Here is a 25,559-nt window from a genome sequence, read left to right on the forward strand (position 1 = left end):
TCTCCTTCAACCCCATGGCCGCCCTGCGGTTCCTGGGGCTCTATGCAGTATAGCGGTCAAGTCTGCCCCGCTGGGCGGATATTGGCATCGTGGCGGTGATGGTTATCTTCCTTTACAACGTGGTGGCCACGGCCCTCAAGGCCCAGCGCATCACCGGGGTGGTGGCGGTGTTGATGTTTGACCTGGTGGCCTTGGCCGGGCTCTACACCGCGGGCATGCACTACACTCCCAACATCTCCATGGACCAGTACTTCTGGTGGTGGGTGGTGCACCTTTGGGTGGAGGCGACCTGGGAGGTGTTGGTGGGCTCCATCATGGCCATGGCCCTCATGCACCTCTTGGGCACGCCCCGGCGCATCGTGGAGACCTGGCTTTACCTGGAGGTGGCATTGGTCTTCGGCACCGGGATCCTGGGCCTTGGGCACCACTACTTCTGGATCGGCACCCCGGAGTACTGGTTGGGTCTGGGCGGATTCTTCAGCGCCCTCGAGCCCATACCCCTGGTGGCCATGGTGGTCCACGCCGTCTACGACGCTGGAGTCCACCGCATGCAGACCGTGAACCAGCCCGCCCTTTTCTGGGCCATTGCCCAAGCTTTCGGGAACTTCATCGGCGCCGGGGTCTGGGGGTTCATGCAGACCCTGCCCCAGATCAACCTCTACTCCCACGGCACCCAGCTGGCCCCGGCCCACGGCCACCTGGCCTTCTTTGGGGCCTACGTCACCGCCATCCTCACGGTGATCTACATGGCGCTCCACCAGGTGCGTCGCCCTGAGCTTCCCCGTTTTGACTCTAAGCTCTGGAAATGGGCGTTTCTGCTGATGGTGGTGAGCATCTTTGGGATGTCCGCGGCCATGACCATTGCCGGTTTTACGCAGACCATGGTGGAACGGGCCATCGGGGGCAGCACCTGGCAGGCTTACATAGACGCCCAGCAGCATCCCTGGTTCCAAAATGGCATGGTCTGGCGCTTTGTCTTTGGGGTCTTCTTCCTGGTCAGCTACCTGGTTCTCCTCTGGGATGTGCTGACCATCGGCAAAGGCGAGGCCAGGATGGCCAAGGAGGTGGGGGCCCATGACTAGCGAGGTGGTGCGGGACCTCATGCTCTACGGTATGCTCATGGTTTCCGCCGCGGGTTTCTACGCCATGTTCTACGCCCTGGGGCGGATGCTGGGGAAGCCTTCGGTCGTTGCTTTCTCCTACCTCTTCGCCGCCTTGCAGGCCCTGGGGGCGTTGGGCATGATCCTGCCGTCCTATCTGGACCCATTCTGGAAGTACCTGATCGCCTTCAGCTCCTTGGTCTACCTATTCATTCCCCAGGGGATGTGGTGGGTGGTGACCACCTTTCACGAGAAGGAGCACGTCCATTAGCCTTTCCTTCCCTGTGCCGGACCCCGTAGTGGGGTTCGGCTTTCCATGTTTTTGTGTGGAGTTTTGTAGGGACTTTGGTCATAGGACATCTGTACTACTCGGAGTTTTCTATCCTAGTTAGTGGAGGTGAAAGCCATGAGGAAGGGGTTTGGACTGCTAGGCTTTTTACTGGTGGGGGTTTTGGCTTTGGCCCAGGCTCCGGCACCCCTAAGTCCGGTGGAAAAGGAGGAGGCAGCTAAAATCTACTTTGACCGCTGCGCAGGTTGTCATGGGGTGTTGCGGAAGGGAGCCACGGGTCCCGCCCTTGACCCCAAGAAGATGGCGGAAAAGGGAGTGGAGTACCTGAAGGCGGCGATCTTCGGCGGCCTGCCTGGGGGCATGCCCGATTGGGGACGGCAGGGGATTCTTAAGGAAAAGGATATCGAGCTTGTGGCCCGCTTCCTTTTGGAGCAGCCCCCGGCGCCTCCGGTCCCCACCTTTGAGGAGATCAAGAAGACCTGGAAGGTGCAGGTTCCCCCGGAAAAGCGGCCCACCAAACCGCTCCATAACCGCAACTGGCAGAACTTCTTCGGCCAGGTGCTCCGGGACACCGGACAGGTGGCCATCATCGACGGGGATAAGAAGGAACTGGTCACCATCGTGCCCACGGGCTTCGCCACCCACATCTTGCGCTCCTCGGCCACGGGCCGGTACTTCATGGCCATCGGACGCGACGGCAAGGCCAGCCTCATTGACCTTTGGATGAACCCACCCCAGGTGGTGGCGGAGTCCAAGCCCTGCGTGGATGCCCGGTCCATTGAGTCCAGCAAGTACAAGGGTTACGAGGACAAGTACGCGGTGGTGGGGTGCTACTGGCCGCCCACCATGGTGGTTCTGGATGGCCTTACCCTGGAGCCCCTCAAGATGGTCTCCACCATCTCCTACGCCAAGGGGGCCGGGGAGCTGGTGATGGAAGCCCGGGTGGCGGCCATCGTGGCCAGCCACTTTAACCCCGAGTGGATCGTAAACCTCAAGGAATCGGGCCAGACCTGGCTGGTGGACTACTCCAACCTGCACAAGAGGGGCCGTCCCCTACCCATCACCATGATCGATACCGACCTTTTCCTGCACGATGGGGGCTGGGCCCTGAAGCGCTACTTCATTGTGGCGGCCAACGCGCTGAACAAACAGATCCTTCGTTTGCTACTTGATCTGCACCCCTTGGGTATGAGAAAAGGGGGATGCTATGCGACCCGATCGCGAGCATCCCCTTTACCATCTTGACGCAGAAATCCTCCTGGTGGCTACCTACATCTGGGTCGACGACGCCCTCAAGGCCCTCCAAGCCCAAGGCATCCGCCTCCCCAAACCTCAGCGCCACCAAAAAGCTACCCTCCCCGAGCTCTTGACCATCGCTCTCTTCCTGACCTTCCTGGGCCTCGACCTCAGCAAAGGCTACCTCCTCGTACAAGCCCTCCTCCGCCCCTACTTCCCCTCCCTACCCCACCTCTCCCGCTTCCTCCGCGTCTTGCAAAACGCCCAGTCCCTCCTGGCCCACCTGGCCCTACGCCTGGCCCAGGGGCCCAGCCTCCTGCACGTGGTGGACTACAAGATACGGGCTACGCCCGTGACGAAGCCCCTCCCCATGGCCCACGGCCACCGCATTCGGGGCTACGCCCTGCCTGGCTCCGGGGTTGGGATTGGCCCTCTGGGGGGCTTTGCGGGCTACGCCCTGGTGGGGGTCATCAACGACCGGGGGCTGTTTCACCGCTGGGCCCTTCTGCCCGGGAATGCCCGGGAGACCTGGGCCAGGGAGCTTCTGGAGGGCTTGGAGCATGTCCTGGGGGACCGAGGCTTTCGTTGGGTGGAGGGGGTGGTCACGCCGCCCTACCGCACCCGGGGAGGGAAGGTGGTAGGCACCTCTTGGAGAGCATGGATGGGGAGGGTGAGGAACTGGATAGAGACGCGTTTCAGCGTGATGGTGCGTTCCCTAGGGCTTCACCGGATGGAGGCCCGGTCCTACTGGGGCTTGGTGGCGAGGGTGAACCTCATCCTTTTGGCCCACAACCTCATCCGGAGTCGGGTCCTCCTGGAGATGGCGGGGGTGGAGCTTTGAGGTAGCAAACGAAGGAACTGATCGTAATCGATACCAAGACCCGGGAGTTCGCCGCCGAGGTGGAGGCGGGGGTCAGGCCCCATCCGGGCCGGGGTTCCAACTGGGAGCACCCCACTTACGGGCCCGTTTGGGCCACGGGCAACATTGGTAGCCCCGAGGTGACCGTGGTGGGGGTGGATCCCGAGAAGCATCCCCAGTACGCCTGGAAGGTGGTCAAGCGGATCACCCTCCCCTACGCTGGTACCCTCTTCATCAAGACCCACCCCAACAGCCCCTGGGTCATCGTGGACTTCCCCATGAGCCCGAGCCCACAAGCTGCCGCTAGCCTCTGCGCCATAGACAAGCGCAAGCTGGAGGTCACCAAGTGCTGGGAGGTGCCCAAGGCCCAGGAGCTCAAGGCCCGCATGGTGCATCCCGAGTTCAACAAGGGGGGTACGGAGATCTGGGTTTCCGCCTGGGGTTCTAAGGACACCCCTACCTTCATCGTGGTCTACGACGCCCTGACCCTCAAAGGAAAGGCCCGCATCACTGGGGACTGGGTGCGCACTCCTACGGGGAAGTTCAACGTGTACAACACCGCTTACGACATCTACTAGCCCCCTGGGTCGAGGGCGGGGAGCGCCTGAACGCTCCCCGCTTGGCCTTGATCCCGGTCATGGCCGGCAGGGGGTCTTCCGGTTAGCTTGGCCCTATGGAGCGCCCCGAGTTTGCCCAGTACCCTTATCTGGTTGCCTGGGAGGTGACCAACGCCTGCCTCCTGGCCTGCCGCCACTGCCGGGCCTCGGCCATGCCCCACCCCTTGCCCGGGGAGCTTTCCACGGAGGAGGGGTTAAGGCTCATAGAGGAGGTGGCCACTTACCGTCCCAGGCCCCTCTTGCTCCTCACCGGGGGGGACCCCCTGGCCCGCCCCGACCTCCTTTTCCTCATCCAAAGGGCTCGGGAACTGGGCCTTAAGGTGGGCCTTACCCCGGCGGCCACCCCTCTCCTCACCCGGGAGAAGGTCTCCCAGCTCAAGGAGGCGGGGGTGACCCGGCTGGCCCTTTCCCTGGACGGGGCGAGCCCCCAAAGCCATGACGCCTTCCGGGGAGAGGAGGGCACCTTTGCCCGGACCTTGGCGGCCTTGGACTGGGCCAAGGAGGCGGGGCTTCCCACCCAGGTGAACACCACCGTGACCCGGGAAAACTGGCAGGAGATCCAGGCTTTGCCCGATCTTTTGGCGGAGAAGGGGGTGGTCCTTTGGAGCCTTTTCTTCCTGGTGCCCGTGGGGCGGGGGGCTCTCCTAAGGCAGCTTTCTGCCCAGGAGTTCGAGGAGGTGCTCCATTGGCTGTACGAGGTCTCCCTTTCCTACCCCTTCCATGTAAAGACCACCGAAGCCCACCACTTTCGCAGGGTGGTGTTAGAGAGGCGGAGGGAACTGGGGGCCCAGGACCGGGCCCTGGCGGCAGGAGAGAGCCTCTACCAGGAGTATTTCCAGGATGGCATGGAGCACTCCCGGCTTGGGGTTACGGATGGGAACGGCTTTGTCTTCGTGTCCGCCACCGGGGATGTGGCCCCTTCGGGGTTCTTGCCGGTTTACGCCGGCAACATCCGGGAGAAGCCTCTTCTGGAGATTTATCGACACAGCTCCCTCTTTCCGGAACTCCGCAACAAGGACCTTCTCAAAGGGAAGTGCGGGGTCTGCGAGTACCGCTTTGTGTGTGGGGGGAGCCGGGCCAGGGCCTGGGCGGAAACCGGGGATTATCTGGCCAGCGAGCCCCGATGCGTGTATGTGCCCCCGGCTTGGTTGGAGAAAGTGGGCAAGGTTCCAAGGGCGGGCGCCTAGGCGGGGGTGTGGTCCGGGCAGGCGAGGCGAAGGTCCAAAGGCGTTAGGGCCAGGCGGAGGAGGGAGCAGAAAAAACCCTCTTCTCGCCGCAAATAGCGGCAGGTAAGGCAAAGGCCGGTCTCGGGCACCGTTCCTTGGCGCACCAGCTCCGCCAGAAGCTCCATCAGTCCTAAAAGTAGGCCCTCCCGATTGGGTACGCCCTGTAGGGCCTGTAGCAGTGGGTCAGAATAGCTTTTCAAGGCTTGGATTAGGTGGAGCCCATCCTCCGTGGGCTGTAGAATCCAGCGCCGGCCATCCTTGGGGTCCTTGGTTCGGAAGAGAAGCCCTTTGCCCTCTAAGCTGCTTAGGGCCTCGCTCACCGTGGCTGGGGTCAGGGAGAGGAGTTCTGCCAGGGACACCACTCCCTGAGGCCTCTCAGAAAGGTGCATGAGGAGCTGGGCTTGTAGGGTCGTAAGGCCCAGGTGGTAGGCCTGCCGGGTGAGGAGGGCCCGCTCCACCTGGGCCAGGCGCTCCAAAAGGGCGAGGAGCGTTTCCTCTCTACGTTGGCCTTGCGAAGCGCCCACCTCTCCATCTTAGGGCCGGAAGGCGCTGAAGACGAAGTCGGTGTTGGCCACCCCCTGGTGGCAGGCGTGGCAAGAGGTGGGGTCGATGCTAAGGGGTTTCTTGTCGGGGCCAAAGGCGTAGTACCCCCAGTCTCCCGTGGCCCTATACCGGTCCGGATCCTTGACCATTACCCCGATAAGCTTTCTTGGGCCTTCCAGGAGGGCGTTTCCTTCCTCCTTGGCCTCGAGGAGATCAAAGACGATGACCGTGCCCTTGGGGAAGGGATCCTTCTTACCTTCCAGGTAGGTCTTCAGCCCGGTCTGGTTCACGTAGATGTGGTGCAAGCCGCCGAAGCTCTCGTAGAGGGGATGGTCGGGTTTGAGCTCCATGCTCTTCACGTGGGTCCAGAGCCGGTAGCCCTCGGGATAGGGGAAGGTGGGTGGCGAAGCCTGGCCGCTCCCGTACTGGTACTGGGCTAAGACCAAAAAGCTTAGGACCGTGAAGCCGAGAAACGCCGGTAGCTTCAGGCGCATACCCTACCTCCTTAGTACTCCTAAATACTAACCCCAGCCCTTGGCCCTGTCAAGGGGTCAGAAGGGCTGGGCTCAAGGCTCCTGCTCCTGCCCCAGGATCTCCGGCAGGGCCCTGGCGTTGTGGTAAGGCTCTTCTCTGGCAGCGAAGAGAAGGGCCACGGTCTTCTCTTGGATTAAGGCCCTGAGGCGTTCCAAGGCGGGGTTGCCCTCTAGCTCCTTCCGGTAGCGGCGGAGGAACTCCGGGTATTTCTCGGGGTCGTGGGCGAAGAAGCGGCGGAGCTCGTCAGAGGGGGCGAGTTCCTTGGCCCACCAGTGCACCTGGGCCTTTTCCTTGCTAAGCCCTCGAGGCCAGAGGCGGTCCACTCAACACCCACACCCCGTCCTCCGGGGATGCCGGCGCGTACAAGCTCTATCTTTAGAGCCATTCCGCTTCAGGTAGGACGCATTCCGGGCACTGTGCTCCCACAAAGCGCACCCAGTCCAGGATCTCCTCCACGCCTTCCACCGGCCCCAGGTGGTAGACTTCCAGGAAGGGGTCGGCCACCAGCACGCCCTTTTCCGGAATGGCGCGGACCAGGTTTCCTTCCCGGTCCACGAGGAGGGGCAAGGGGCTCTCCCGGGCTTCTTGGGCGAGGAGGAAGGCCCGAGCCTCGAGGGAAGCGAGCTCGGCTTTCCTCTGGGCCAAGACCTGGGCCGTCCCGGGGTCCCGTAGGAGAACCAGAATCTTTCCCTTAAGGTCCGGCAAATACACCCTTTGCCCTCCTGGGGTGTGGAGGGTATAGGGGGGAAGAGGTTTTCTCAAGGCTACCATGCCCTATTCTTGCCTTTCCCACTCCCCCATAAGTGTGCGTTTGTTCCCTGGGAGGCTTGGGGCGTGGGTTCCAAGGCCCCAGGCCCCTTGACCCCGGTCATGGACGGGCCAAAGGGAAGGGAGCAGGCTAGGCCTTGGAGGTAGCTATGCCCCACGTGATCTGCGAGCCCTGCATCGGCGTTAAGGACCGTTCCTGCCAGGAGGTTTGCCCCGTGGAGTGCATCTACGACGCCGGGGAGCAACTCTACATTCACCCGGACGAGTGCATTGATTGCGGGGCCTGTGTGCCCGCCTGCCCGGTGAACGCCATCTACCCTGAGGAGGACGTGCCCGAGCCCTGGCGGGTGTACGTGGAGAGGAACCGGGTTTGGGCCCACACCTTGGCCAACGTCCACGTCCTCGAGGACCCAGCTTAGCCCGAGGCCGACCGGGGGAGGGTCTGGCCCGGCTGGAGGACCCAGTAGGTTTCCCCTGGTCCCTGGCACAAGCCTCGGAAGGTGCAACCCCGGCAGCCGGTTCCACAGCCTAGGGGGCGAACGTAGCCCCGCTGGGCCAACTGGGCCAGGAGGAGTTCTGCTCCCGCCAGGGTCAGGCCCAGGGCCCGGGCCAGCTCGGCTGGGGTCTTGGGGGTCTTGAGGAGCTCGAGGGCACGTTCCATCACGGCACCACCCGGTGGGCGAGGAGGGCCAGAAGGTAGGCCACGCTCAGCTGGTAGCCCACGGCCAAAGCACTCCAGCGCAGGCCCACCACCTGCCGGAGGGCGGCCAGGGTGGACACGCAGGGGGTGTAGAGGAGGACGAAGACCAGGTAGGCCAGGGCCCCGGAGGGGGATGCGGCCTCCTTCAGGGCCGCCTGCAGGGGGGTGGGTTCCGGGGTCAAGGAGAGGTTCACCGTCAGGAGGGAGGTCAGGCCTTGGAGGGTGCCTTGGGTTGCCTGGACCAGGCCCTCTCCTAGGTTGCGGAGCCCTTCCCAGAGGCCCATGGGGGCTAGGGTTTCCCCTCCCAGGAAGCTCACCCCCAGGGTACCCACCACTACCTCCTTGGCCACGAACCCGGGGATGAGGGCCCCCACCAGCCGCCAGTCCTCCACCCCCAAGGGACGGAAGAGGGGGGTGAGGCCCTGGGCGAGGAGGGCGTAGGGGCTTTGCCCCAAGAGCGGGATGTGTAGAAGACCCCAGATGGCAAGGACTGCCAGCAGAATGGGTCCCCCAGCCCCTTGCACGAAGCTCCCCGTGCGGGCCGAGGAGAGGCGGAGGAGGAGCCTCAGGGGCGGGAAGCGGTAGGGGGGGAGCTCCATGGCCCCTTCCCCCCGGTCGGCCCGCAGCACCCGCCCCAGGAGGAAGGCGGTGAGAAGACCCACCAGGAGGCCCAGGAGGTAGAGGCCGAAGACCACCAGGGGGGCCTGCTGGGGGAAGAAGACGAAGGCGAAGAGGGTGAAGACGGGAAGCCTCGCCCCGCAGGCCAGGAAGGGGATGGCCAGGGCCACCCGCAAGCGGTCCAAGGGGTGGGAGAGGGCCCGGGTGGCGTAGATGGCGGGCACGTTACAGCCGAACCCCAAGACCAGAGGGATGAAGGCCTTGCCGGGCAGTCCCGCCCACTGCATGGCCCGGTCGGCCACAAAGGCCATGCGGGCTAGAAACCCGGAAAGCTCTAAAAAGGCCAGGGCCAGGTAGAGGAGGAAAAGGATAGGGGTGAAGGCGAGGACCGTCCCCACCCCGGCCACCAGCCCTTCCGCCAGGAAGGAGCGCAGGAGAGGGGGAAGAGGAAGGGCCCCGCTCCACCCCGCCAGAACCTCCTGCGTCCGGCCGATGAAATCCACCCAGGGGGCGGACAGGGCAAAGGTGAAGCGGAAGGTGAGGAACAGGGCCAAGAGAAAGAGGGGCAGGCCCAAGAGGGGGTGGAGGACCAGGCGGTCCAGCCGTTCCGTCAGGGGGGCAGAGCTCCCCTGGCGGTGAACTGCCCTCTCGTAGACCTCGCGGGCCTTCTGGTAGCGCCCCTCCAGGGCCAGGAGGTAGGGGTCGTGGCCCATGCGCTTCAAGCTTTCCCGTGCCCTTTGAACGGCCTCCAGCGCCTCTTGGGATAGGGGGAGGTTTTCCTCCCCCATGAGGGCCAAAAGGGCCAGGCCCCGATTGGGAATCCAAGGACCGAGGTGGTCTACTGCCTTCTCCAGGGGCTCGGGATAGCGCACCTTGGGGCTGGGGATGCGGGCCTCCTTCGCCTTGGGCAAGACTGCCGCCACCTGGCCTCGGCTGGCCACGGTGCCGGCCACGGGCAACCCCAGGGCTTCCTCCAGGGCCTCGAGGTCCACCTTCAGGCCCTTGGCCTCTGCCTCGTCCAGGAGGTTCACCACCAGAACCATGGGCAGTCCAAGCTCCGTGAGCTCCAGGGTGAGGACCAGGCTCCTTTCCAGGTTGCCCGCGTCCAGGACGTTGAGGACCAGGTCCGGGGGGTGCTGCAGGAGCTCGCGGGCCACCAGGGCCTCCTCGGGCGAGGTGGCAAGAAGGCTATAGGTGCCGGGGAGGTCCACCAGCTCCACCTGGGTCGGCCCCAGGTCCAGGCGGGCGGAAAGGCGCTCCAAGGTGGTCCCCGGCCAGTTGCCCACCGAGAGCTGGCTTCCCGCCAGGGCGTTGATGAGGGAGGATTTTCCGGTGTTGGGCCCACCCACCAGGGCCCAGCGTTTCGTGCGGGTGGAGGGGGCCTCCAGGGCGGCGTTATCGGGTGGGTCGCACCGGGGGCAGTTCATGGGGTTCTGCAACGCTCAGGGCTTCCACCAATATCCCCTTGGCCTCAGCCCGGCGGACAAGCAGGTAGGCTTCCCCGGCCCGAACCTCGAGGGGGTCCCCCAAAGGAGCTTTGAGGAGGATCTCCACCACCGCCCCAGGTCTTAACCCCAGGGCGAGAAGCCGCTTCTTTTCCGGGGGGATCTGGAGGATGCGGGCCCGGTGGCCAGGGGAAAGCTGGGCTAGGGAAAGCATAACCAACCTCCTGGGCCCAGGCTAAACCGCAACCGAGATAATGTCAAGTATTCCGCTCGGATTTTGTAAGTTAAAGCGATAACTACTCTCACTTGATCAGCTCCACCAAAGCTTGGGGGTTGGGAATCTCCACCCGCCGCCCCCTTAGCTGGATCAGGCCCTGGCGGTAGAGCTGGCCCAGGTTGCGGGAAACCGCCTCGGGCACGGTGCCCAAAAGGGCGGCAAGCTCGGGGTTGGTGGGCAGGTGAAAACCCTGCCCCTCCTGGGCAAGCTTGTCCAGGAGAAACTCGCAAAGCCGCTCCCGCACCTCATGGAAGACCAGGCGGTCCAGAAGGTGGAGAAGCTGCCCCTGGCGACGGGCCAGGTAGCGGATGAGGGCCCGGGCCAAGGGAGGGCGGGCCTCCACCAGCTGGAAGAAGCGTTCCTTGGGAATGGCCAGGACCTGGCTGTCCTCCAGGGCCTCGGCGCTGGCGGGGTAGGTCGGCCGCTCCAGGAAGAGGGCCACCTCGGCCAGGACCCGTCCTGGGCCTTCCAGGTGGAGCACCACCTGCTTGCGTCCCTCAGGGTCCAGCTTGTACACCTTGATGAGGCCCCTTTCCACCACGAAGAGGGAGCGCACAGGCTCCCCCTCGAGGAAGAGCACCTCCCCCCGCTTTAGCCGCCTGGCCCGGGCCTCGTGTTCCAAAGCCTTGAGGTCCTCGAGGGCCAGGTCTCGGAAGAGGGGAACCTGCCTGAGGTCCATCCCTTACCCCTTGAGGAGGGCCAGGCGCCTTTGCGCGTCCTCCAAGTAGGGCTCCAGCTTTAGGGCCCGGGCGTAGGCTTCCTTGGCCACCTCCACGTAGCCCAACGCTTCGGCCAACTCCCCAAGACGCAGGAGGCCGGCAAGGGCCCGGTCCTGCAGGTAGTTCCGCTCCACCTCCGTCCACTCCCCATAGGGGTCGTCCCCGAAGAGGGGGCCTTTGTAGAGGTCCAGGGCCTGCCGAAGCGTTTTGAAAGCGGAAAGCCCCTCCTCGAGGTCGGCCTTGCGCATCAGCTCCTCAAAGCGCTCAAAGTCCAGGAAGCGGTCTTCAGGGAGCTTCAGCCGGTAGTACTCTCCTTCCCGCTCCACGATGCCAGGCAGGGTTTTGCGGAGGTGGTAAACCAAGGTGTACAGCTCCTGCCGAGCCCTGTCCAGCGGAAGGTCGGGCCAGAGGGTTTCGCAGAGCTCGTCCACGTAGAGAGCCCGGTCCTTGTGGGCCAGAAAGTACTTGAAAAGCTGGTACGCCCCACCCCGCCCGAAGCTTTTGGGGCTGAGCTCTTTCCCCCGGTACCGCAGGTGGAACCGCCCCAGGGCGTAGACCTCCAGCTCCGGGGAATCGGCCTTTTCCTGGTTTGGGGAAGGAAAGAGAAAGGGAACCGCCAGTCTGGAAAACCACAGGGCGGGGGCTGCCGGGCGGGTGGCGGGCTTGAGGGGACGGGCGTGGAATAGGGTCGCCGTGGCCACCACCTCCCCCCGGGCCCATAGGGGCAGGCAGATCCTGGGGCGTCCTTGGGCCTCGGGGCAGGGGGGAAGACCGTTTTTGTGGCCCACCACCAGCCCTTTCCAGGCGGGGCAGTCCCGCATGGCGCATGAGGGCACCAGGCCTACCTCCCACCGCTCTCCTCCGCGCGCCGCCACCCGGACCCCGGTAGCCTGGGTGAGGCGTCGGATCTCCCTCAGAAAGGATAACCGCGCCTCGGAAATCTCGCCCCGGTAGAGGTGTTGGTGGAGGGCTTGTAAGCCTACCTCCCCTAACCGGGTGAGGAGGGTGTACAAGGTGCTGGCAAAGAGGGGGCCGATGCGGGAGAGGGTTTCCAAAACCTCCTCGTGGTCCACCTCCGGGTCCCGGGAGGCCAGGTTCAGGACCCCGATGAGCCCTTGGGGCAGCTCCAGGGGGTAGCAGACATAGGTTTGGTAGCCGAGCTGCTTTACCTTTTGGCGCAGATACCGGGGGTCTTCCCCGAGGGTGTGGGTGAAGAGGGGTTCCCGATGCAAGGCCACGATGCCGGGGTAACCCTCCCCCAGCTGGAACCAAGGTCTTTCCAGGAAGGCCTCCCGGTGGAGGCCCTCGTAGGCCGTCAATATCAGGTGGTGCCCCTCCGGGTCAATGAGGAAGAGCTCGGAAGCCTCCATGCCCAGGGCTAAGCGCAGGACCTTGAGAAACTCCTCCAGGGCACTGGGGAAGTTCTCGGGGTTTTGCAGGAGGTGCTGGGTGAGGCGGGAGAGTTCCAGAAGGAGGTCAGGGGGTTCGGCCCGCTCGGGATAGAGCTCCACCACAAAACCGTCCTTTTCCCGATACCCCTGGCAGCGGAGGCGCCGCCCCTTGGCCAACAAGGGAGTGCTGGCCCGGTAGGCCCCCCGCCTGAGCTCCCGTTGTACCGGGCAACGGGGGCAAAGGGGGCGGCCGAAGGGATCCTGACCCTGGACGAGGGCGGCACAGGGGAGGTTTGTCCCTTCCAGGCCCAAAGAGGAGTTGGCCTCCAACACAGCCGCCCGCCCCTCCCGGTCCAGACGCAGGCGGGCTAAGGGCTTCATCGCCTCTCAGGGTAAGCCCATCTCTTAGGACAGATGTCCCGAAAGGGAAAAGTGGCCGTTAGGGCCCGGATCCACACTGGGAGCCGGAGGTGGAGATGAAGGGTAGAAGGCTGGTTTTCCTAGCCCTGGTCCTGGCCCTGGCCCCGGCGCTAGCCCAGGACGGGCAGGCCCTTTACGGCCAGTACTGCGCGGCCTGCCATGGCGCAGAGGGGCAGGGCATCCCCGGGGCCATCCCTCCTTTAGCGGGGAACCCCAAGGTGCAGGACGAGGCCCATGTGGTGAAGGTGGTGCGGGAGGGGCTTTCTGGCCCGCTGGAGGTAAACGGGGTGACCTATAGCGGGGTCATGCCCCCCATGCCCCAGGTGTCCGAGGCCGAGGCTCGGGCCATCGCCCAGTATCTGAAGGGTCTCTCGGGTGCCCAAGCCGAAGCCAAAGCGCCGGCCCCCCAGGTGCAAGGGGATGCCGCTTTGGGCCGGGCGCTATACCTGGGGCAAAAAGCCCTGCAAAACGGTGGGGCGCCCTGCCAAGCCTGCCACACGGTGGCGGGGGTGGGCTTCCTGGGCGGGGGGTCTATGGGGAAAGACCTCACGGATGCCGCCAAGCGCCTAGGGGGCGAGGCAGGGCTTACGGCCCTATTACAAAACCCCGCTTTCCCTGTGATGCGGGAAGCCTACAAGGGCAAGCCCCTGACCGAGGTGGAGGCGTCAGCCCTGGCCGCTTTTTTGGTGCAGGTTGCCAACGAGGTGCCAAGGCCCGCTTCCCTGTACCTGGGTCGGTTCTTGGTGGCGGGGTTGGTCCTTTTGGGGCTCCTGCTGCTTTACCAGGCCATCCTCTGGCAGCTGAGGCCCAAGAGCCTGGCGGAGCGTATCCAAGACCAGCTTAGGAGGTAAACATGAAAGATTGGATTAAGGAAATAGAAAGCCCAGCGGAGAGGAAGTGGGAGGAGTTCTACCGCAACCGGTTCCAACACGACAAGCGGGTGCGCACCACCCACGGGGTGAACTGCACGGGGTCTTGCTCGTGGGAGGTTTTCGTTAAGGATGGGATCGTCACCTGGGAGCTCCAGGCCACCGACTACCCGAGCCTCGAGGCGGGCCTGCCCCCCTACGAGCCTAGGGGGTGCCAGCGGGGCATCAGCTTCAGCTGGTACCTCTATAGCCCCATCCGGGTGAAGTACCCCTACGCCAAGGGGGCCCTTCTGGACCTCTGGCGGGAGGCCAAAAAGCAGCATCCCGACCCCGTGGCTGCCTGGGAGGCCATCCAGAGCGATCCCCATAAGCGCAAGCGCTACCAGAAGGCAAGGGGTAAGGGAGGCTTCCGGCGGGTGAGTTGGGACGAGGTCCTGGAGCTCATCGCCGCCGCGGTGGTTTCCACGGTGAGGCGCTACGGGCCGGACCGGGTGATCGGGTTCTCCCCCATCCCGGCCATGAGCCAGATCTCCTACGCCGCAGGAAGCCGCTTCCTCTCCCTCCTGGGCGGCGTGCCCCTGAGCTTTTACGACTGGTACTGCGACCTGCCCAACGCTTCTCCCGAGATCTGGGGAGAACAGACGGACGTTCACGAGTCCGCCGACTGGTACAACGCCCGCTTCATCGCCGTCATGGGCTCCAACCTCAACATGACCCGCACCCCCGACACCCACTTCATCGCCGAGGTGCGCCACGCTGGGGCCAAGCTCACCGTCTTCAGCCCCGACTTCTCCCAGGTTTCCAAGTACGCCGACTGGTGGATTCCCATTAACCCTGGCCAGGACGGGGCCTTCTGGATGGCGGTGAACCACGTCCTCCTCAAGGAATACTACGCCGAAAGGGAGGTGCCCTACTTCCAGGACTACCTGAAGCGCTACACCGACGCCCCCCTCTTGATAGAGATCCGGGATGGCCGTCCCGGGCGCTACCTCAGGGCTAACCGCCTCTCGGAGTACGCCGAGGAGGAAAACGGGGACTTCAAGCTTCTCTTGTGGGACGAGGCCAAGGGCCCCAGGATGCCCATGGGCACCCTCGGCTTCCGCTGGCAGAAGGAGAAGGGTAAGTGGAACCTGAAGCTAGAAGACCCCAGAACCGGCGAGCCCTTAAACCCCCACCTGAGCCTCTTGGGGGTGGAGGACGAGGTCCTTCTCCTGGAGTTTGACGACTTCGCCTCCGACCAAAAGCTCAGGCGGGGCGTGCCCGTGAAGTACGTGACCACCAAGGACGGGGAGAGGGTGGCGGTGGCCACGGTCTTTGACCTCCTCATGGCCCAGTTCGGGGTGGGGCGGGGTCTTCCGGGGGATTACCCCAGGGATTACGAGGACGAACGGCCTTACACCCCCGCTTGGCAAGAGAAGTGGACCGGGATCCACCGGGATACCCTCCTTAAGTACGCCCGCTCCTGGGGGGAGAACGGCCTCAAGACCAAGGGGAAAAACCTCATCATCATCGGGGCGGGCATCAACCACTGGTACCACAACAACCTCATGTACCGGGCGGGGATCGTGGCCCTCATGCTCACGGGAAGCGTGGGGGTGAACGGCGGGGGCCTGGCCCACTACGTGGGCCAGGAGAAGCTGGCCAACCAGGCCTCCTGGGGTCCCATTGCCTTCGCCACCGACTGGGGCTATCCCCCCAGGCAGCAGAACACCCCGAGCTTCCACTACGTCCACTCCGACCAGTGGCGCTACGAGCGGGGCTTCTCCGCCTACGACAAGACGGCCCAGGGGCTCTCCGACCACACCATCGACCACCAGGTGCGGGCGGTGCGCAAGGGGTGGCTCCCCTTCTTCCCCCAGTTCAACAAAAGCCCCCTCGAGGTGGTCAAGGAGGCGGAGGCCAGGGGAGCCAAGACCGAGGCGGAGATCGTGGGGTACGTGGTGGAGGCCTTGAAGCGGGGGGAGCTTCGCTTCGCCGTGGAGGACCCCGACGCCCCCGAGAACTGGCCCAGGGTCTGGTTCATCTGGCGGGGGAACGCCATCGGCACCAGCGCCAAGGGGCACGAGTTCTTCCTCAAGCACTACCTAGGCACCCACACGAACCTGGTGGCGGAGGAGAAGGCGGAGGGGCAGGTGCAGGAGGTGGTTTACCGCAAGCCGGCCCCCGAGGGGAAGCTGGACCTGGTGGTCGACCTCAACTTCCGCATGGACACCAGCGCCCTCTACTCCGACATCGTCCTCCCCGCCGCCACCTGGTACGAGAAGGACGACATCAACACCACGGACCTCCACACCTTCATCAACCCCCTGCAGGCCGCCGTGCCCCCGGCCTGGGAGTCCAAGCCGGACTGGGAGATCTTCAAGGCCGTGGCCAAGAAGGTGTCGGAGCTGGCCAGGGTCCACCTACCCAAGCCCGTCAAGGACATCGTCATGATCCCCCTCCAGCACGACACCCCGGACGAACTGGCCCAGTTTGAGGACCGGGACTGGAAGAGAGGGGAAGCGGAGCCCATCCCCGGCAAGACCATGCCCAAGTTCCGGGTGGTGGAGCGGGACTACACCCAGCTCTACGAGAAGATGGTGACCCTGGGGCCAGCTGTGGAGAAGAACGGGGTGGGGATGCACGGGCTTTCCATCCCGGTGGAGGACTTCTACCGGGAGCTTGCCGAGCGCCAGCCCCGGCTTTTCCAGGGGGAGAAGCGGCCGAGCCTCGAGGAGGCCCGCCAGGTGGCCGAGGCCATCCTTTTCCTGGACCCCGTTTCCAACGGGGAGCTGGCCTACCGGGCCTTTCTGGACGAGGAGAAAAAGACCGGCGTCAAGCTCACCGACCTGGCCGAGGGGAGCCGCCATGTGCGCATCTCCTTCAAGGACCTGGTGGCCCAGCCCCGCCGCCAGCTCACCACCCCTACTTGGAGCGCCATCATCAACCAAGGCCGGGCCTACAGCCCCTACACCCTGAACGTGGAGCGGCTCATCCCCTGGCGCACCCTCACGGGGAGGCAACACTTCTACCTGGACCACCCCAACTACCTGGCCTGGGGCGAACACCTCCCCACCTACAAGCCAAGGCCCGAGGTCCACATGCTTCAAGAAACGGAGAAGAGCGCCCAGGAGGCAGGCGGCAAGCTCATGAACTACATCACCCCCCACGGGAAGTGGTCCATCCACTCCACCTACTCGGAAAACCACCGCATGATGACCCTCTCCCGGGGCGGGTACCCCATCTGGCTCAACGACAAGGATGCGGCGGAGCTGGGCATTAAAGACAACGACTGGGTGGAGCTCTTCAACGACAACGGGGTCTTCGTGCAGCGGGCCATTGTTTCCGCCCGCATCCCTAGGGGTACGGTTTTCGTCTACCACGCCACCGAGCGCACCGTGGGCATTCCCAAAAGCCCCTTGCGAGGCAAGCGGGCGGGGATGAACAACTCCCTCACCCGCGCCCGCTTGAAGCCCGTCTTGATGTCGGGCGGCTACGCCCAGTTCACCTACGCCTTCAACTACTGGGGGCCGGTGGGGGTGAACCGGGATACCTGGGTCTTCGTGCGCAAGCTGGAAAGGCCCCCGGAGTGGTGAGAAAGGAGGAACGCCATGAGGGTTAGAGCCCACATGTCCATGCTCTTCCACCTGGACAAGTGCATCGGCTGCCACACCTGCTCCGTGGCTTGCAAGAACCTCTGGACCGACCGCAAGGGCGCGGAGTACATGTGGTGGAACAACGTGGAAACCCGCCCCGGGGCGGGCTACCCCACGGGCTGGGAGGATCAGGAGCGCTTTAGGGGCGGCTGGGAGTTTAAGGACGGCCACCTGGACCTCCGCCTCCACTCCCGCACCCAGGGGCTTTTCCGCCTCTTCTTCAACCCCGCCCTGCCCTCCCTGGACGACTACTACGAGCCCTATACCTTCCGCTACAACGACCTCTTCACCAGCCCGGAAGGGGAGGACCAGCCCACCGCCATCCCCGTCTCCATGATCACGGGGGAGCCCATGACCCCTGAGGCCGGTCCCAACTGGGACGACGACCTTGGGGGAAGCCCCCTTTACGCCCAAAACGACCCTAACCTGCAGGCCCTGGATCCAGAGGTACAGGCCCAGCTTTCCGAGATCGAGGGGGTGGTCTTCCAGTACCTGCCCCGCATCTGCAACCACTGCCTGAACCCGGCCTGTGTGGCCGCCTGCCCCTCGGGGGCTATCTACAAGCGGGCGGAGGACGGGGTGGTCCTGGTCAACGAGAACAAGTGCAAGGCCTGGCGCATGTGCGTGGCCGCCTGCCCCTACAAGAAGGTCTACTACAACTGGGCCACGGGCAAAAGCGAGAAGTGCATCCTCTGCTTCCCCCGGCTGGAAACCGGCCAGGCCCCCGCCTGCGCCCACTCCTGCGTGGGGCGGATCCGCTACATGGGAGTGCTCCTCTACGACGCCGACCGCATCCCCGAAGCGGCCATGGTGCCCGACGAGGAGCTGGTGGAGTCCCAGCTGAGGGTCATCCTGGACCCCTTCGACCCCGAGGTGATCGCCGCGGCCAAGGCCGAGGGCATAGACGATGGCTGGATCAAGGCTGCGCAGAACTCTCCGATTTACAAGTTCGTGAAGGTCTGGCGCCTGGCCCTGCCCCTGCATCCCGAGTACCGCACCCTGGCCATGATGTTCTACGTCCCGCCCCTCTCCCCCGTGGTTTCCACGGTGGAGAAGGCCCTGAGGGCCAGCCAGGGGAACGGGGGCCTGGTGCGCCTGGACTTGCCGGAGACCGACCTGGACTTTGAGCTCTACGAGAGCCTAGAGAAGGCCCGCCTGCCCGTGAAGTACCTGGCGAACCTCTTCGCTGCCGGCAACGAGGCCCTCATCGTCCCCGTGCTCAAGAAGATGCTGGCGGTGCGCATCCTGAAGCGGCAGGAGAGCCTCGAGGGCCGGCCCACGGAGAAGGCCCTGAAGGTTTTGGCGGACGCCGGCCTCACCCTGGAGGAGGCCGAGGCCATCTACCGCCTCACCACCCTGCCCACCCTGGAGGAGCGCTTCGTCTTGCCTCCCTACCACCGGGAGATGGCGGCGGAGGTCTGGAAGGACCCCCTGGCCCACAAGGGGGAGGCGGGCTTCGGCTACATCCAGCCGCCCTTAAGGGGGGAGTAGGAGGAGACCATGGGCAACGCCACCCTTCTGGAAACCCTGGCCCTGGCCCTGGACTACCCCACGCCGGGCCGCTTGGAGGAGCTCTGGCGGCGCTGGATCGAGTGCCCTAGGGGCCCCGCCAAGCAGAAGCTGGAGCGCTTTTTGCGCCAGGTGGAGGAGCTTTCCCTGGGAGAGTGGGAGGAGCTTTACACCCGCACCCTGGACCTGACCCCCACCACCGCCCCCTATGTGGGCTTTGCCGTATACGGGGAAAGCTACCAGCGGGGGGAGCTTCTGGCCGCCTTGGTGCGGGCCTTCCGGGAGATGGACCTGGACCCGGGGAGCGAGCTTCCCGACCACTTGGCCAACGTCCTCCGCTACTTGGCCCGCTCGGAAAACCCCCTTCCCGAGCTTCTGGAGATCCTGCCCAAGGCCCTGGAGGAGATGCACAAGACCTTGAAGACCTTAGACGCCAAGAACCCCTATCTCCTGGTCCTCGAGGGGGTCCAGGAAGCCTTGCAGGGAGTTCTGGCAAGGAGGTGAAGGATGAATTGGAACGCCCTTCTCTTCGGCGTCTTCCCCTACATCGCCCTCACCTTGGCGGTGGCGGTTACCGCCTACCGCATGGTCTACCGGCCCTTTTCCGTTTCCGCGCAGTCCAGCCAGCTTCTGGAGCAAAAGCGCCTTTTCTTCGGCTCCGTGGCCATGCACTGGGGCTTGGTGATCGTGCTTTTGGGCCACCTCCTGGCCCTCTTCCTCCCCAAGGGGCTTCTCCTTTGGAATGCGGTGCCTTTAAGGCTTTACCTCCTGGAGATCACCGGGCTCGGCCTTGGGCTTTGGGCCCTCGTGGGCACCTACGTGCTCCTGGCCCGGCGGATCTCCGTGGCCCGGGTGCGGGCGGCTTCCACCGCCATGGACTATGTGGTGCTGGTGGTGGTCTTCGTCTCGGCGCTCACGGGGGTTCTCACCGCCCTCCTTTACCGCTACGGGAGCTTTTGGTTCCCCGCGGTCATGACCCCCTACCTCTGGTCCATCCTCACCCTGCAGCCCAGGCCGGAACTCATCGCCGACCTGCCCTTCTGGACCCAGCTCCACGTCTTTAACTTCTGGCTCCTGCTTGCCGTCTTTCCCTTCTCCCGCCTGATCCACATCCTCACCGTGCCCTTGGGCTACCTCTTTAGGCCCTGGCAAATCGTCATCTGGGTGCGCAAGCTGGCGAGGTGAACCATGGTCCACGATCCCATTCAGCTGAAACAAGAGCGTCCCGATCGCGTCCGAGTCCTTTGGCTGTCCACCCTTGGCTTTACCTTAATGTTCGCGGTGTGGCTGATGTTCGGGGTGCTGGGAGTGCCCATCCGCAAGGAGTTTGGCCTTACGGATGTGCAGCTTTCCTGGCTCTCGGCGGTGGCCATCCTGAATGGCTCGCTGTGGCGGCTTTTCGCCGGTATCTTCACCGACCGCTACGGGGGGCGGCTGATCTTCAGCCTGATGCTCCTCTTCACCGCCATCCCCGCCTACCTGGTTTCCCGGGCGGGGAGCTACCAAGAACTTCTTCTCTACGCCTTCCTGGTGGGGTTTGCGGGGAATGCCTTCAGCGTAGGCATCGCCTGGAACTCCGCCTGGTTCCCCAAGGACCAGCAGGGTTTCGCCCTCGGGGTCTTTGGCGCGGGGAACGTGGGCGCCAGCGTGACCAAGTTCATCGGTCCGGCCCTGATCGCCAGCATCCCCCCTGCTGGGTACCTGGGGAGCCTCATCCCTGGGGGCTGGCGCTTCATCCCCTTTCTTTATGCGGTCCTCCTCGTGCTCATGGGCTTCCTCATGTGGTTCGGCACCCCCAGGCGGGACAAGCGCCCGGGGCAGGGAAGGCCCTTCTTGGAGATGCTGAAACCCCTTCGGTACGTGCGGGTTTGGCGCTTCAGCCTCTACTACGTGGTGGTCTTCGGGGCCTATGTGGCCTTGAGCGCTTGGCTGCCCAAGTACTACGTGGACGTCTTCGGCCTTCCCCTGCATGAGGCTGCTTTGCTCACCGCGCTCTTCATCTTCCCTGCGAGCCTTTTGCGCCCCGTGGGCGGCTACTTCTCCGACCGCCTAGGAGCCCGGAGGGTCATGTACTGGACCTTCGGCATTATCCTTCTGGCTTCCGGCATCCTCATGATGCCCGAGGGGCACATTGTTCTCTACACCAAGCAGGGGACCAAGGAGGTCATGCAGTTCAACATGAACGTTTGGCTCTTCACCGCCTTGGTCTTCCTGATCGGCGTGGGCATGGGCGTGGGCAAGGCCGCGGTTTACAAGCACATCCCCACCTACTTCCCCAAGGACGTGGGGGCCGTGGGGGGGTTGGTGGGCCTCTTGGGTGCCTTGGGGGGCTTCTTCCTGCCACCCCTCTTTGCCTACGCCCAGGCCTGGACGGGTCTACCCCAGATGACCTTCTTCGTCCTCTTTGTACTGACGGCCATCGCCTTCCTCTGGATGCACTTCACCGTTATGCAGCTTTTACAGGGGGAGGCCAAGCACCTGAGAAACGATTTTGAGCTGAAAGGAGACCGGCCATGCTAAGGGCAGTTAAAGGCACCTGGATCACCGACTGGAACCCCGAAGACCCCAAGCGCTGGGACCCCGCCTTGGCCTGGCGCACCCTTTGGATCACCACCTTCAACCTCACCCTGGCCTTCATCACCTGGTTCGTGGTGAGCGCCCTGGTGGTGCGCCTGCCCAAGGTGGGGTTTGAGCTTTCCACCACGCAACTTTTCTGGCTTACCGCCATGCCGGGGCTGGCCGGGGGTACCTTGCGCATCATCTGGACCTTCCTGCCCCCCATCCTGGGGACCCGGCACCTGGTGACCTTTTCCACCCTGCTTCTTCTCATCCCCCTCTTGGGCTGGGGCTTTGCGGTGCAGAGTACGGAAACCCCTTATTGGGTGCTTCTCCTCCTGGCCTTCTTGGCGGGGATCGGCGGGGGGAACTTCTCCGGCTTCATGCCCTCCACCAGCTACTTCTTCCCCAAGCGCCTCCAGGGAACAGCTTTAGGCTTGCAGGCGGGGATAGGCAACTTCGGGGTCTCGGTGGTGCAGTTCGTGACCCCCTGGGTCATCGGCTTTGCCCTCTTCGGCTCCCTCCTGGGGGGGCCCCAGGCCTTCACCCCCAAGCCCGGGGTGTCCCAGCCCATCTGGCTGCAAAACGCCACCTTCCTCTGGGTGCCCTTTGTGCTGGTGGGGTCGTTGCTGGCCTGGGTGTACCTGAGAAGCGTCCCGGTCCGGGCCAACTTCCGCGAGCAGTTTGACATCTTCCGGGACAAGCATACTTGGATCATGACCAGCCTTTACATCATGACCTTTGGCTCCTTCTCCGGGTTCTCCGCCATCTTTCCCCTCCTCATCCGTGAGGTCTACGGGAAGTTTGAAGGGGCCCCGGATCCCTTGAAGTACGCCTTCTTGGGGCCGCTGGTGGGCTCTTTGGCCCGCATCCTGGCGGGGCCCATCTCGGACCGCTACGGCGGGGCCGTCGTCACCCAGGTTTCCGCCATCGGCATCTTCCTCTCCGCCCTTCTGGTTACCCTCTTCACCCGGCCCACCTCTTTGGAGCAGTTCCCCTTCTTTGCCCTGGCCATGCTCCTGGTCTTTTTCTTCAGCGGGGTGGGGAATGCCAGCACCTTCAAGCAGATGCCCATGATCTTCCCGCCCAGGCAGGCGGGGGGGGTCATCGGCTGGACCGCGGCCATCGCCGCCTACGGGCCTTTTATCTTTTCCACCCTGGCCGCCTACACCCAGCGGACGACGGGGGGGTTCACCGCCTTCTTCTACGCCCTTATGGCCTTCTACGCCCTGAACCTCTTTTTGAACTGGTACTACTACGCCAGGAGGGGAGCGGAGAAACCTTGCTAGAGGGGCTTTTGGACCATACCCGGGCAAGCATGCCTTGCCCGGGTCTTTGCTTGACCCAGGTCATGGCGGATGGGGGGGAAGGTGGTGGAGGCTTAGGCCATGGAGCTGGATGTGTGGACCTTACCTCCCCGGGAACGGCACCCTAGGATTTTTGCCCTTTTTGACGGCCTAAAGCCCGGGGAGAGTTTTGTCTTGGTCAACGACCACGACCCCAAGCCCCTTTACTACCAGCTCATGGCGGAAAGGCCAGGCCAGGTGGACTGGGTGTACCTCGAGGAGGGACCGGAGGTATGGCGGGTGAGGATCGGCAAGAGGTAGTCCGGCCCGAGATGAGGGTGGCCGAGGTTCTCAGGCGCTGGCCAGAGCTCCTTCGGGTCCTGGTGGAGGCGAGCCCAGCCTTCCAGAGGCTCAAGAACCCCCTTCTGCGCAAGACCCTGCCCAACCTGGTCACCGTGGCCCAGGCGGCCAGGATGGGGGGGCTGGAGCCGGAGGAGCTGGTGGCCCGCTTGAACCGGGCCCTGGGGGTGGAGGCCAGGCCGGAGGTGCTGGGGGGAGAAGCAGAAAGCCTTCTTGGCGCCCCGCCGCCTCCCTGGCTCTCCGCTCCCCTTGGCTTTCACCTGGACGTGCGGCCCATCTTGGAAAGGGGTGGGGAGCCCTTCCAGGCCATCATGGCGGCGGCCCGGGAGGTGGGACCTGGGGAGAGGCTGGTTTTGGAGGTGCTCTTTGAGCCCATCCCCCTTTACAAGGTCCTGGGGAAGCAGGGCTTTTTAGCCTGGTGCGAGCGGCTTGGAGAGGGGCACTACCGCGTTCACTTTTACCGCCAGGGGGTGGGGAAGGGGCAGGAGGTGGCGGCTGGCCCGGCCTCCTTAAGTGAGGCGGATTGGGAAAGCTACCAGGCGGAGGTCTACATTGAGGAGAACCTCGAGCCCCCCCTGCCCATGATGCGGGTCCTGGAGGCCTTGGCCAGCCTAAGGCCCGGGGAGAAGCTTCTGGTCCACCACGTGCGCAGGCCGGTGCACCTCTTGGCCCGCCTTCAGGCAGAGGGGCACACCTACCTGCTGAAGGATCTCGGCCCAGGGCAGGTGAAGATCCTGATCCGCAAAGGAGGTTAGGCCCTAGGGGCGCTTTCCTGGGGGAACCCATGGGCTTTTGGCACTTTCTCTTCATCCGGGCGGCTTTGGTGTATTTGGTCTACACGGCTTTGCTGGGCACTCTGTTCTACCTCCTGCCTGGCCTTCAAGGTCCCTTTCGCCCCTCCCACGTGCATGCGGGGCTCGTAGGCTTCTTCCTGCAGATGGTCATGGGGGTGGCCTACTGGCTGATGCCGAGGCCCGGGGGTTTGAGGCAGGATGGCCTCGAGGGGCTCACCTTCGTTCTTCTCAACGCTGGCCTGCTCCTAAGGCTCGTCCTCGAGCCCCTCTATTTCCTGGGCCAAGAGGGCCTGCGCCCTTGGCTTGCGGTGGCCGGCGGGTTCCAGCTCCTGGCTGCCTTGGTTTTTGCCTGGGCCATGCGGAGGCGGGTGGTCACGGGGGATATGCTGAGGAAAATGCGCGAGGAAAGGGAAAGGGGGGGAGGATGAAGGAGGCGGTGAGCCTGTCCGAGGAGGCCTTGGTGCTGGACCTGCCGCCTTTGCCCGAGGAGGTCTTTGCCGACCTCCTTGCCTTTGGCGGGCTGGGGGAAGAGGAGAAAAGGGCCATGCGCCTGGAGGCGGAAAGGCTTCTGGAGGGGGCCGCGGCCTTCGTGGCCCGGGTCTACGACCACCTGAGCCGCCATCCCGGCACCGCCCGGGCCCTGGGTTGGGAGGGAAGGGTGCCCGAGGAGGAGCTTTACACAAGGCGGGCCTTCTTCTCCGCCTGGTTGGCCCGCACCATCGGCGTGGACACCTCCAAGGAGTTCGCCCGGGAGGTGTACCGGGCGGGGCTTTGGCATGGGGGCTTGGGGCCCAAGGCGGCCTACATTCCCCCCGAGTACGTGGGCCTCTCCTTCGCTGAGGTGGGGCGGTACGTGGCGGAGAGGGTGCGGGACGTGCGCCCCTGGCTCGTCTACCTCGCGGCCCAGGAGGAGGTGATGCGGAAAGGGTTTGACGCCGCTTTGGCCCTCAGGGAGGGGGAGGGTACCGTGCGCTTCCAAGCCTTGGGCCTGGCCCAGCCCGCCCTGCCCAGGCCCCTGGCCCTAGGGGCGGGGAGCGTGGGGGAGGCGCTCTTTAAGGTCTTTGCCGTGAACCCCGGCCTGAGGGATCTGGCCCTCGAGGCCCTCCCCGCCGAGGAGGAGGTGGGGCTTTGGCTTTCCCCCAAGACCTTCTATCGCCTCAGGCCCCGCTGGGCTGTCCTCCTCAACGGCCGGGATGTGCGCTACTTGGAGGGCCTGGCCACCCCTTTGGCCGCGGGGGACCTTCTCACCCTTTTGCCCCCGGGCCGCTAGGGCTTGACCTGGGTCATGGCCAATCCCGAGCGGCTGGCTCAGGATTAAGCCGATGTTGGCGACGGCCCACACCCGCGTGATTCCCCTCGCCATCCCCGCTGGCTTCGTCTTCCTGGGGGAGGGGTTTTTCCTGGCGGCCGGCCTTCTTCTTGCCCTTCACCCGGAGGCGCTCCCCGTACCCCGGCATCCTTGGGGTTTGGCCGTGGCCCACCTTTTCCTTTTGGGCCTTGGGGTGGGGGTGCTGCTGGGGGCCATGCACCAGCTTTTGCCGGTGGTCCTGGAGGCGCCCCTCTTTCGCCCGGAATGGGGGTATCCGGTGATGGCCCTCTGGGCCCTAGGGGTAGTCCTCCTGGCCTCGGGCTTTGCCTGGGTGCCCCCCCTGGTTCCCTGGGGTGGGGGCTTGGTCCTGGCCGCCCTCCTCTGCTTCGCCTACCACACCTACCTCACCTTTCGCCAAGCCCCGCGCTGGAACCCAGACTTGACCGTTATACCGCATAGAGCCCCAGGAACCTGAGGGCGGAGAGGGGATGGAAGGAGA

At 64.5% G+C, this 25,559-nt stretch carries 28 protein-coding genes; 19 read left to right on the forward strand and 9 right to left on the reverse strand.

Annotated elements, in window-relative coordinates; genetic code table 11:
- The first annotated feature begins 89 nt into the window (after nt 1-89).
- The 6 genes from L1088_RS10990 to L1088_RS11015 all read left to right on the forward strand — a co-directional run bounded on the left by L1088_RS10990 (nt 90) and on the right by L1088_RS11015 (nt 5,288).
- Nucleotides 90-1,082 (forward strand): cbb3-type cytochrome c oxidase subunit I, encoded by a 993-nt coding sequence (locus tag L1088_RS10990; RefSeq protein WP_326490771.1) that lies wholly within the window; start codon nt 90-92, stop codon nt 1,080-1,082.
- Complete coding sequence (locus tag L1088_RS10995) at nt 1,075-1,371, forward strand: hypothetical protein (RefSeq protein ID WP_234555102.1); 297 nt, start codon at nt 1,075-1,077, stop codon at nt 1,369-1,371. Before L1088_RS10990 ends, L1088_RS10995 begins: the two co-directional genes overlap by 8 nt.
- A gap of 135 nt (nt 1,372-1,506) precedes the next feature.
- Nucleotides 1,507-2,634: a nitrite reductase gene (locus tag L1088_RS11000; RefSeq protein WP_234555104.1), complete on the forward strand. Its 1,128-nt coding sequence runs from the start codon at nt 1,507-1,509 to the stop codon at nt 2,632-2,634.
- Nucleotides 2,597-3,466 (forward strand): transposase, encoded by an 870-nt coding sequence (locus tag L1088_RS11005; protein ID WP_234555106.1) that lies wholly within the window; start codon nt 2,597-2,599, stop codon nt 3,464-3,466. The genes L1088_RS11000 and L1088_RS11005 overlap by 38 nt, the downstream gene beginning before the upstream one ends.
- 26 nt (nt 3,467-3,492) lie before the next feature.
- Nucleotides 3,493-4,062 (forward strand): cytochrome D1 domain-containing protein, encoded by a 570-nt coding sequence (locus tag L1088_RS11010; protein WP_326490773.1) that lies wholly within the window; start codon nt 3,493-3,495, stop codon nt 4,060-4,062.
- A 95-nt stretch (nt 4,063-4,157) separates the two neighbouring features.
- Nucleotides 4,158-5,288: a TIGR04053 family radical SAM/SPASM domain-containing protein gene (locus L1088_RS11015; protein WP_234555110.1), complete on the forward strand. Its 1,131-nt coding sequence runs from the start codon at nt 4,158-4,160 to the stop codon at nt 5,286-5,288.
- Here the strand turns inward: L1088_RS11015 and L1088_RS11020 are convergent.
- From L1088_RS11020 to L1088_RS11035, 4 genes are all read right to left on the reverse strand, one after another.
- Nucleotides 5,285-5,851, reverse strand: a complete 567-nt coding sequence (locus L1088_RS11020; RefSeq protein WP_234555112.1) for a MarR family winged helix-turn-helix transcriptional regulator — start codon at nt 5,849-5,851, stop codon at nt 5,285-5,287. The genes L1088_RS11015 and L1088_RS11020 overlap by 4 nt on opposite strands.
- A gap of 9 nt (nt 5,852-5,860) precedes the next feature.
- A complete protein-coding gene (locus tag L1088_RS11025; protein WP_234555114.1) occupies nt 5,861-6,364 on the reverse strand; it encodes a cytochrome P460 family protein in 504 nt (167 codons plus the stop codon).
- Nucleotides 6,365-6,436: 72 nt separating this feature from the next.
- Entirely contained in the window at nt 6,437-6,727 is a 291-nt protein-coding gene (locus tag L1088_RS11030; protein ID WP_234555116.1) for a DUF488 domain-containing protein, read from the reverse strand.
- A gap of 52 nt (nt 6,728-6,779) precedes the next feature.
- On the reverse strand, nt 6,780-7,175 hold the full coding sequence (locus L1088_RS11035) for a hypothetical protein (RefSeq protein ID WP_326490772.1): 396 nt from the start codon (nt 7,173-7,175) through the stop codon (nt 6,780-6,782).
- A 146-nt stretch (nt 7,176-7,321) separates the two neighbouring features.
- Here L1088_RS11035 and L1088_RS11040 point away from each other — a divergent pair, with 146 nt between their 5' ends.
- On the forward strand, nt 7,322-7,591 hold the full coding sequence (locus tag L1088_RS11040) for a ferredoxin family protein (protein ID WP_135343626.1): 270 nt from the start codon (nt 7,322-7,324) through the stop codon (nt 7,589-7,591).
- Here L1088_RS11040 and L1088_RS11045 read toward each other — a convergent pair.
- The 5 genes from L1088_RS11045 to L1088_RS11065 all read right to left on the reverse strand — a co-directional run bounded on the left by L1088_RS11045 (nt 7,588) and on the right by L1088_RS11065 (nt 12,703).
- Nucleotides 7,588-7,833: a hypothetical protein gene (locus L1088_RS11045; protein ID WP_234555120.1), complete on the reverse strand. Its 246-nt coding sequence runs from the start codon at nt 7,831-7,833 to the stop codon at nt 7,588-7,590. The genes L1088_RS11040 and L1088_RS11045 overlap by 4 nt on opposite strands.
- The gene (gene feoB / locus L1088_RS11050) at nt 7,833-9,917 is read right to left on the reverse strand and encodes a ferrous iron transport protein B (RefSeq protein WP_234555121.1); all 2,085 of its coding nucleotides are present in this window, start codon (nt 9,915-9,917) and stop codon (nt 7,833-7,835) included. The genes L1088_RS11045 and feoB overlap by 1 nt, the downstream gene beginning before the upstream one ends.
- Nucleotides 9,886-10,149, reverse strand: coding sequence for a FeoA family protein (locus tag L1088_RS11055; protein ID WP_135343628.1), 264 nt, complete (start codon nt 10,147-10,149; stop codon nt 9,886-9,888). Before L1088_RS11055 ends, feoB begins: the two co-directional genes overlap by 32 nt.
- A gap of 88 nt (nt 10,150-10,237) precedes the next feature.
- Nucleotides 10,238-10,891 carry a Crp/Fnr family transcriptional regulator gene (locus L1088_RS11060; RefSeq protein WP_234555122.1) on the reverse strand — a complete coding sequence of 218 codons (654 nt, stop codon included), beginning with the start codon at nt 10,889-10,891 and terminating at the stop codon, nt 10,238-10,240.
- A 3-nt stretch (nt 10,892-10,894) separates the two neighbouring features.
- Nucleotides 10,895-12,703: a GAF domain-containing protein gene (locus tag L1088_RS11065; RefSeq protein ID WP_234555123.1), complete on the reverse strand. Its 1,809-nt coding sequence runs from the start codon at nt 12,701-12,703 to the stop codon at nt 10,895-10,897.
- 95 nt (nt 12,704-12,798) lie between these two features.
- Here L1088_RS11065 and L1088_RS11070 point away from each other — a divergent pair, with 95 nt between their 5' ends.
- From L1088_RS11070 to L1088_RS11125, 12 genes are all read left to right on the forward strand, one after another.
- Nucleotides 12,799-13,593 carry a c-type cytochrome gene (locus L1088_RS11070; RefSeq protein ID WP_234555124.1) on the forward strand — a complete coding sequence of 265 codons (795 nt, stop codon included), beginning with the start codon at nt 12,799-12,801 and terminating at the stop codon, nt 13,591-13,593.
- A 2-nt stretch (nt 13,594-13,595) separates the two neighbouring features.
- On the forward strand, nt 13,596-17,186 hold the full coding sequence (locus tag L1088_RS11075) for a nitrate reductase subunit alpha (RefSeq protein WP_234555125.1): 3,591 nt from the start codon (nt 13,596-13,598) through the stop codon (nt 17,184-17,186).
- A gap of 15 nt (nt 17,187-17,201) precedes the next feature.
- Nucleotides 17,202-18,737, forward strand: coding sequence for a nitrate reductase subunit beta (narH, locus tag L1088_RS11080; RefSeq protein ID WP_234555126.1), 1,536 nt, complete (start codon nt 17,202-17,204; stop codon nt 18,735-18,737).
- 9 nt (nt 18,738-18,746) lie between these two features.
- Nucleotides 18,747-19,259 (forward strand): nitrate reductase molybdenum cofactor assembly chaperone, encoded by a 513-nt coding sequence (locus L1088_RS11085; RefSeq protein WP_234555127.1) that lies wholly within the window; start codon nt 18,747-18,749, stop codon nt 19,257-19,259.
- 3 nt (nt 19,260-19,262) lie between these two features.
- Entirely contained in the window at nt 19,263-19,940 is a 678-nt protein-coding gene (gene narI, locus L1088_RS11090) for a respiratory nitrate reductase subunit gamma (RefSeq protein ID WP_234555128.1), read from the forward strand.
- A gap of 3 nt (nt 19,941-19,943) precedes the next feature.
- Nucleotides 19,944-21,275, forward strand: a complete 1,332-nt coding sequence (locus L1088_RS11095) for an MFS transporter (RefSeq protein WP_234555130.1) — start codon at nt 19,944-19,946, stop codon at nt 21,273-21,275.
- On the forward strand, nt 21,269-22,600 hold the full coding sequence (locus L1088_RS11100; protein ID WP_234555131.1) for an MFS transporter: 1,332 nt from the start codon (nt 21,269-21,271) through the stop codon (nt 22,598-22,600). Before L1088_RS11095 ends, L1088_RS11100 begins: the two co-directional genes overlap by 7 nt.
- Nucleotides 22,601-22,699: 99 nt before the next feature.
- Nucleotides 22,700-22,918, forward strand: coding sequence for a DUF2249 domain-containing protein (locus tag L1088_RS11105; protein WP_234555133.1), 219 nt, complete (start codon nt 22,700-22,702; stop codon nt 22,916-22,918).
- Nucleotides 22,891-23,712, forward strand: coding sequence for a DUF2249 domain-containing protein (locus L1088_RS11110; RefSeq protein ID WP_234555134.1), 822 nt, complete (start codon nt 22,891-22,893; stop codon nt 23,710-23,712). The genes L1088_RS11105 and L1088_RS11110 overlap by 28 nt, the downstream gene beginning before the upstream one ends.
- A gap of 29 nt (nt 23,713-23,741) precedes the next feature.
- The gene (locus L1088_RS11115) at nt 23,742-24,179 is read left to right on the forward strand and encodes a hypothetical protein (RefSeq protein ID WP_234555135.1); all 438 of its coding nucleotides are present in this window, start codon (nt 23,742-23,744) and stop codon (nt 24,177-24,179) included.
- Nucleotides 24,176-25,021: a protoglobin domain-containing protein gene (locus L1088_RS11120; protein ID WP_185747552.1), complete on the forward strand. Its 846-nt coding sequence runs from the start codon at nt 24,176-24,178 to the stop codon at nt 25,019-25,021. Before L1088_RS11115 ends, L1088_RS11120 begins: the two co-directional genes overlap by 4 nt.
- A gap of 52 nt (nt 25,022-25,073) precedes the next feature.
- Nucleotides 25,074-25,535, forward strand: coding sequence for a hypothetical protein (locus tag L1088_RS11125; RefSeq protein ID WP_438948069.1), 462 nt, complete (start codon nt 25,074-25,076; stop codon nt 25,533-25,535).
- Nucleotides 25,536-25,559: the final 24 nt, after the last annotated feature.

Source organism: Thermus caliditerrae (assembly GCF_021462525.1).
Classification (GTDB): Bacteria; Deinococcota; Deinococci; order Deinococcales; family Thermaceae; genus Thermus; species Thermus caliditerrae.

Bases quoted from the DNA above. Each gene is read 5' to 3' on its own strand.
- L1088_RS11095 (WP_234555130.1), top strand. From the start codon at position 19,944: ATGGTCCACGATCCCATTCAGCTGAAACAAGAGCGTCCCGATCGCGTC.
- L1088_RS11070 (WP_234555124.1), top strand. From the start codon at position 12,799: ATGAAGGGTAGAAGGCTGGTTTTCCTAGCCCTGGTCCTGGCCCTGGCC.
- L1088_RS11105 (WP_234555133.1), top strand. From the start codon at position 22,700: ATGGAGCTGGATGTGTGGACCTTACCTCCCCGGGAACGGCACCCTAGG.
- L1088_RS11110 (WP_234555134.1), top strand. From the start codon at position 22,891: ATGGCGGGTGAGGATCGGCAAGAGGTAGTCCGGCCCGAGATGAGGGTG.
- L1088_RS11025 (WP_234555114.1), bottom strand. From the start codon at position 6,364: ATGCGCCTGAAGCTACCGGCGTTTCTCGGCTTCACGGTCCTAAGCTTT.
- L1088_RS11055 (WP_135343628.1), bottom strand. From the start codon at position 10,149: ATGCTTTCCCTAGCCCAGCTTTCCCCTGGCCACCGGGCCCGCATCCTC.
- L1088_RS11100 (WP_234555131.1), top strand. From the start codon at position 21,269: ATGCTAAGGGCAGTTAAAGGCACCTGGATCACCGACTGGAACCCCGAA.
- L1088_RS11125 (WP_438948069.1), top strand. From the start codon at position 25,074: ATGTTGGCGACGGCCCACACCCGCGTGATTCCCCTCGCCATCCCCGCT.
- L1088_RS10995 (WP_234555102.1), top strand. From the start codon at position 1,075: ATGACTAGCGAGGTGGTGCGGGACCTCATGCTCTACGGTATGCTCATG.
- L1088_RS11035 (WP_326490772.1), bottom strand. From the start codon at position 7,175: ATGGTAGCCTTGAGAAAACCTCTTCCCCCCTATACCCTCCACACCCCA.
- L1088_RS11085 (WP_234555127.1), top strand. From the start codon at position 18,747: ATGGGCAACGCCACCCTTCTGGAAACCCTGGCCCTGGCCCTGGACTAC.
- feoB (WP_234555121.1), bottom strand. From the start codon at position 9,917: ATGAACTGCCCCCGGTGCGACCCACCCGATAACGCCGCCCTGGAGGCC.
- narH (WP_234555126.1), top strand. From the start codon at position 17,202: ATGAGGGTTAGAGCCCACATGTCCATGCTCTTCCACCTGGACAAGTGC.
- narI (WP_234555128.1), top strand. From the start codon at position 19,263: ATGAATTGGAACGCCCTTCTCTTCGGCGTCTTCCCCTACATCGCCCTC.
- L1088_RS11115 (WP_234555135.1), top strand. From the start codon at position 23,742: ATGGGCTTTTGGCACTTTCTCTTCATCCGGGCGGCTTTGGTGTATTTG.
- L1088_RS11040 (WP_135343626.1), top strand. From the start codon at position 7,322: ATGCCCCACGTGATCTGCGAGCCCTGCATCGGCGTTAAGGACCGTTCC.
- L1088_RS11005 (WP_234555106.1), top strand. From the start codon at position 2,597: ATGCGACCCGATCGCGAGCATCCCCTTTACCATCTTGACGCAGAAATC.
- L1088_RS11015 (WP_234555110.1), top strand. From the start codon at position 4,158: ATGGAGCGCCCCGAGTTTGCCCAGTACCCTTATCTGGTTGCCTGGGAG.
- L1088_RS11000 (WP_234555104.1), top strand. From the start codon at position 1,507: ATGAGGAAGGGGTTTGGACTGCTAGGCTTTTTACTGGTGGGGGTTTTG.
- L1088_RS11075 (WP_234555125.1), top strand. From the start codon at position 13,596: ATGAAAGATTGGATTAAGGAAATAGAAAGCCCAGCGGAGAGGAAGTGG.
- L1088_RS11065 (WP_234555123.1), bottom strand. From the start codon at position 12,703: ATGAAGCCCTTAGCCCGCCTGCGTCTGGACCGGGAGGGGCGGGCGGCT.
- L1088_RS11120 (WP_185747552.1), top strand. From the start codon at position 24,176: ATGAAGGAGGCGGTGAGCCTGTCCGAGGAGGCCTTGGTGCTGGACCTG.
- L1088_RS11060 (WP_234555122.1), bottom strand. From the start codon at position 10,891: ATGGACCTCAGGCAGGTTCCCCTCTTCCGAGACCTGGCCCTCGAGGAC.
- L1088_RS11045 (WP_234555120.1), bottom strand. From the start codon at position 7,833: ATGGAACGTGCCCTCGAGCTCCTCAAGACCCCCAAGACCCCAGCCGAG.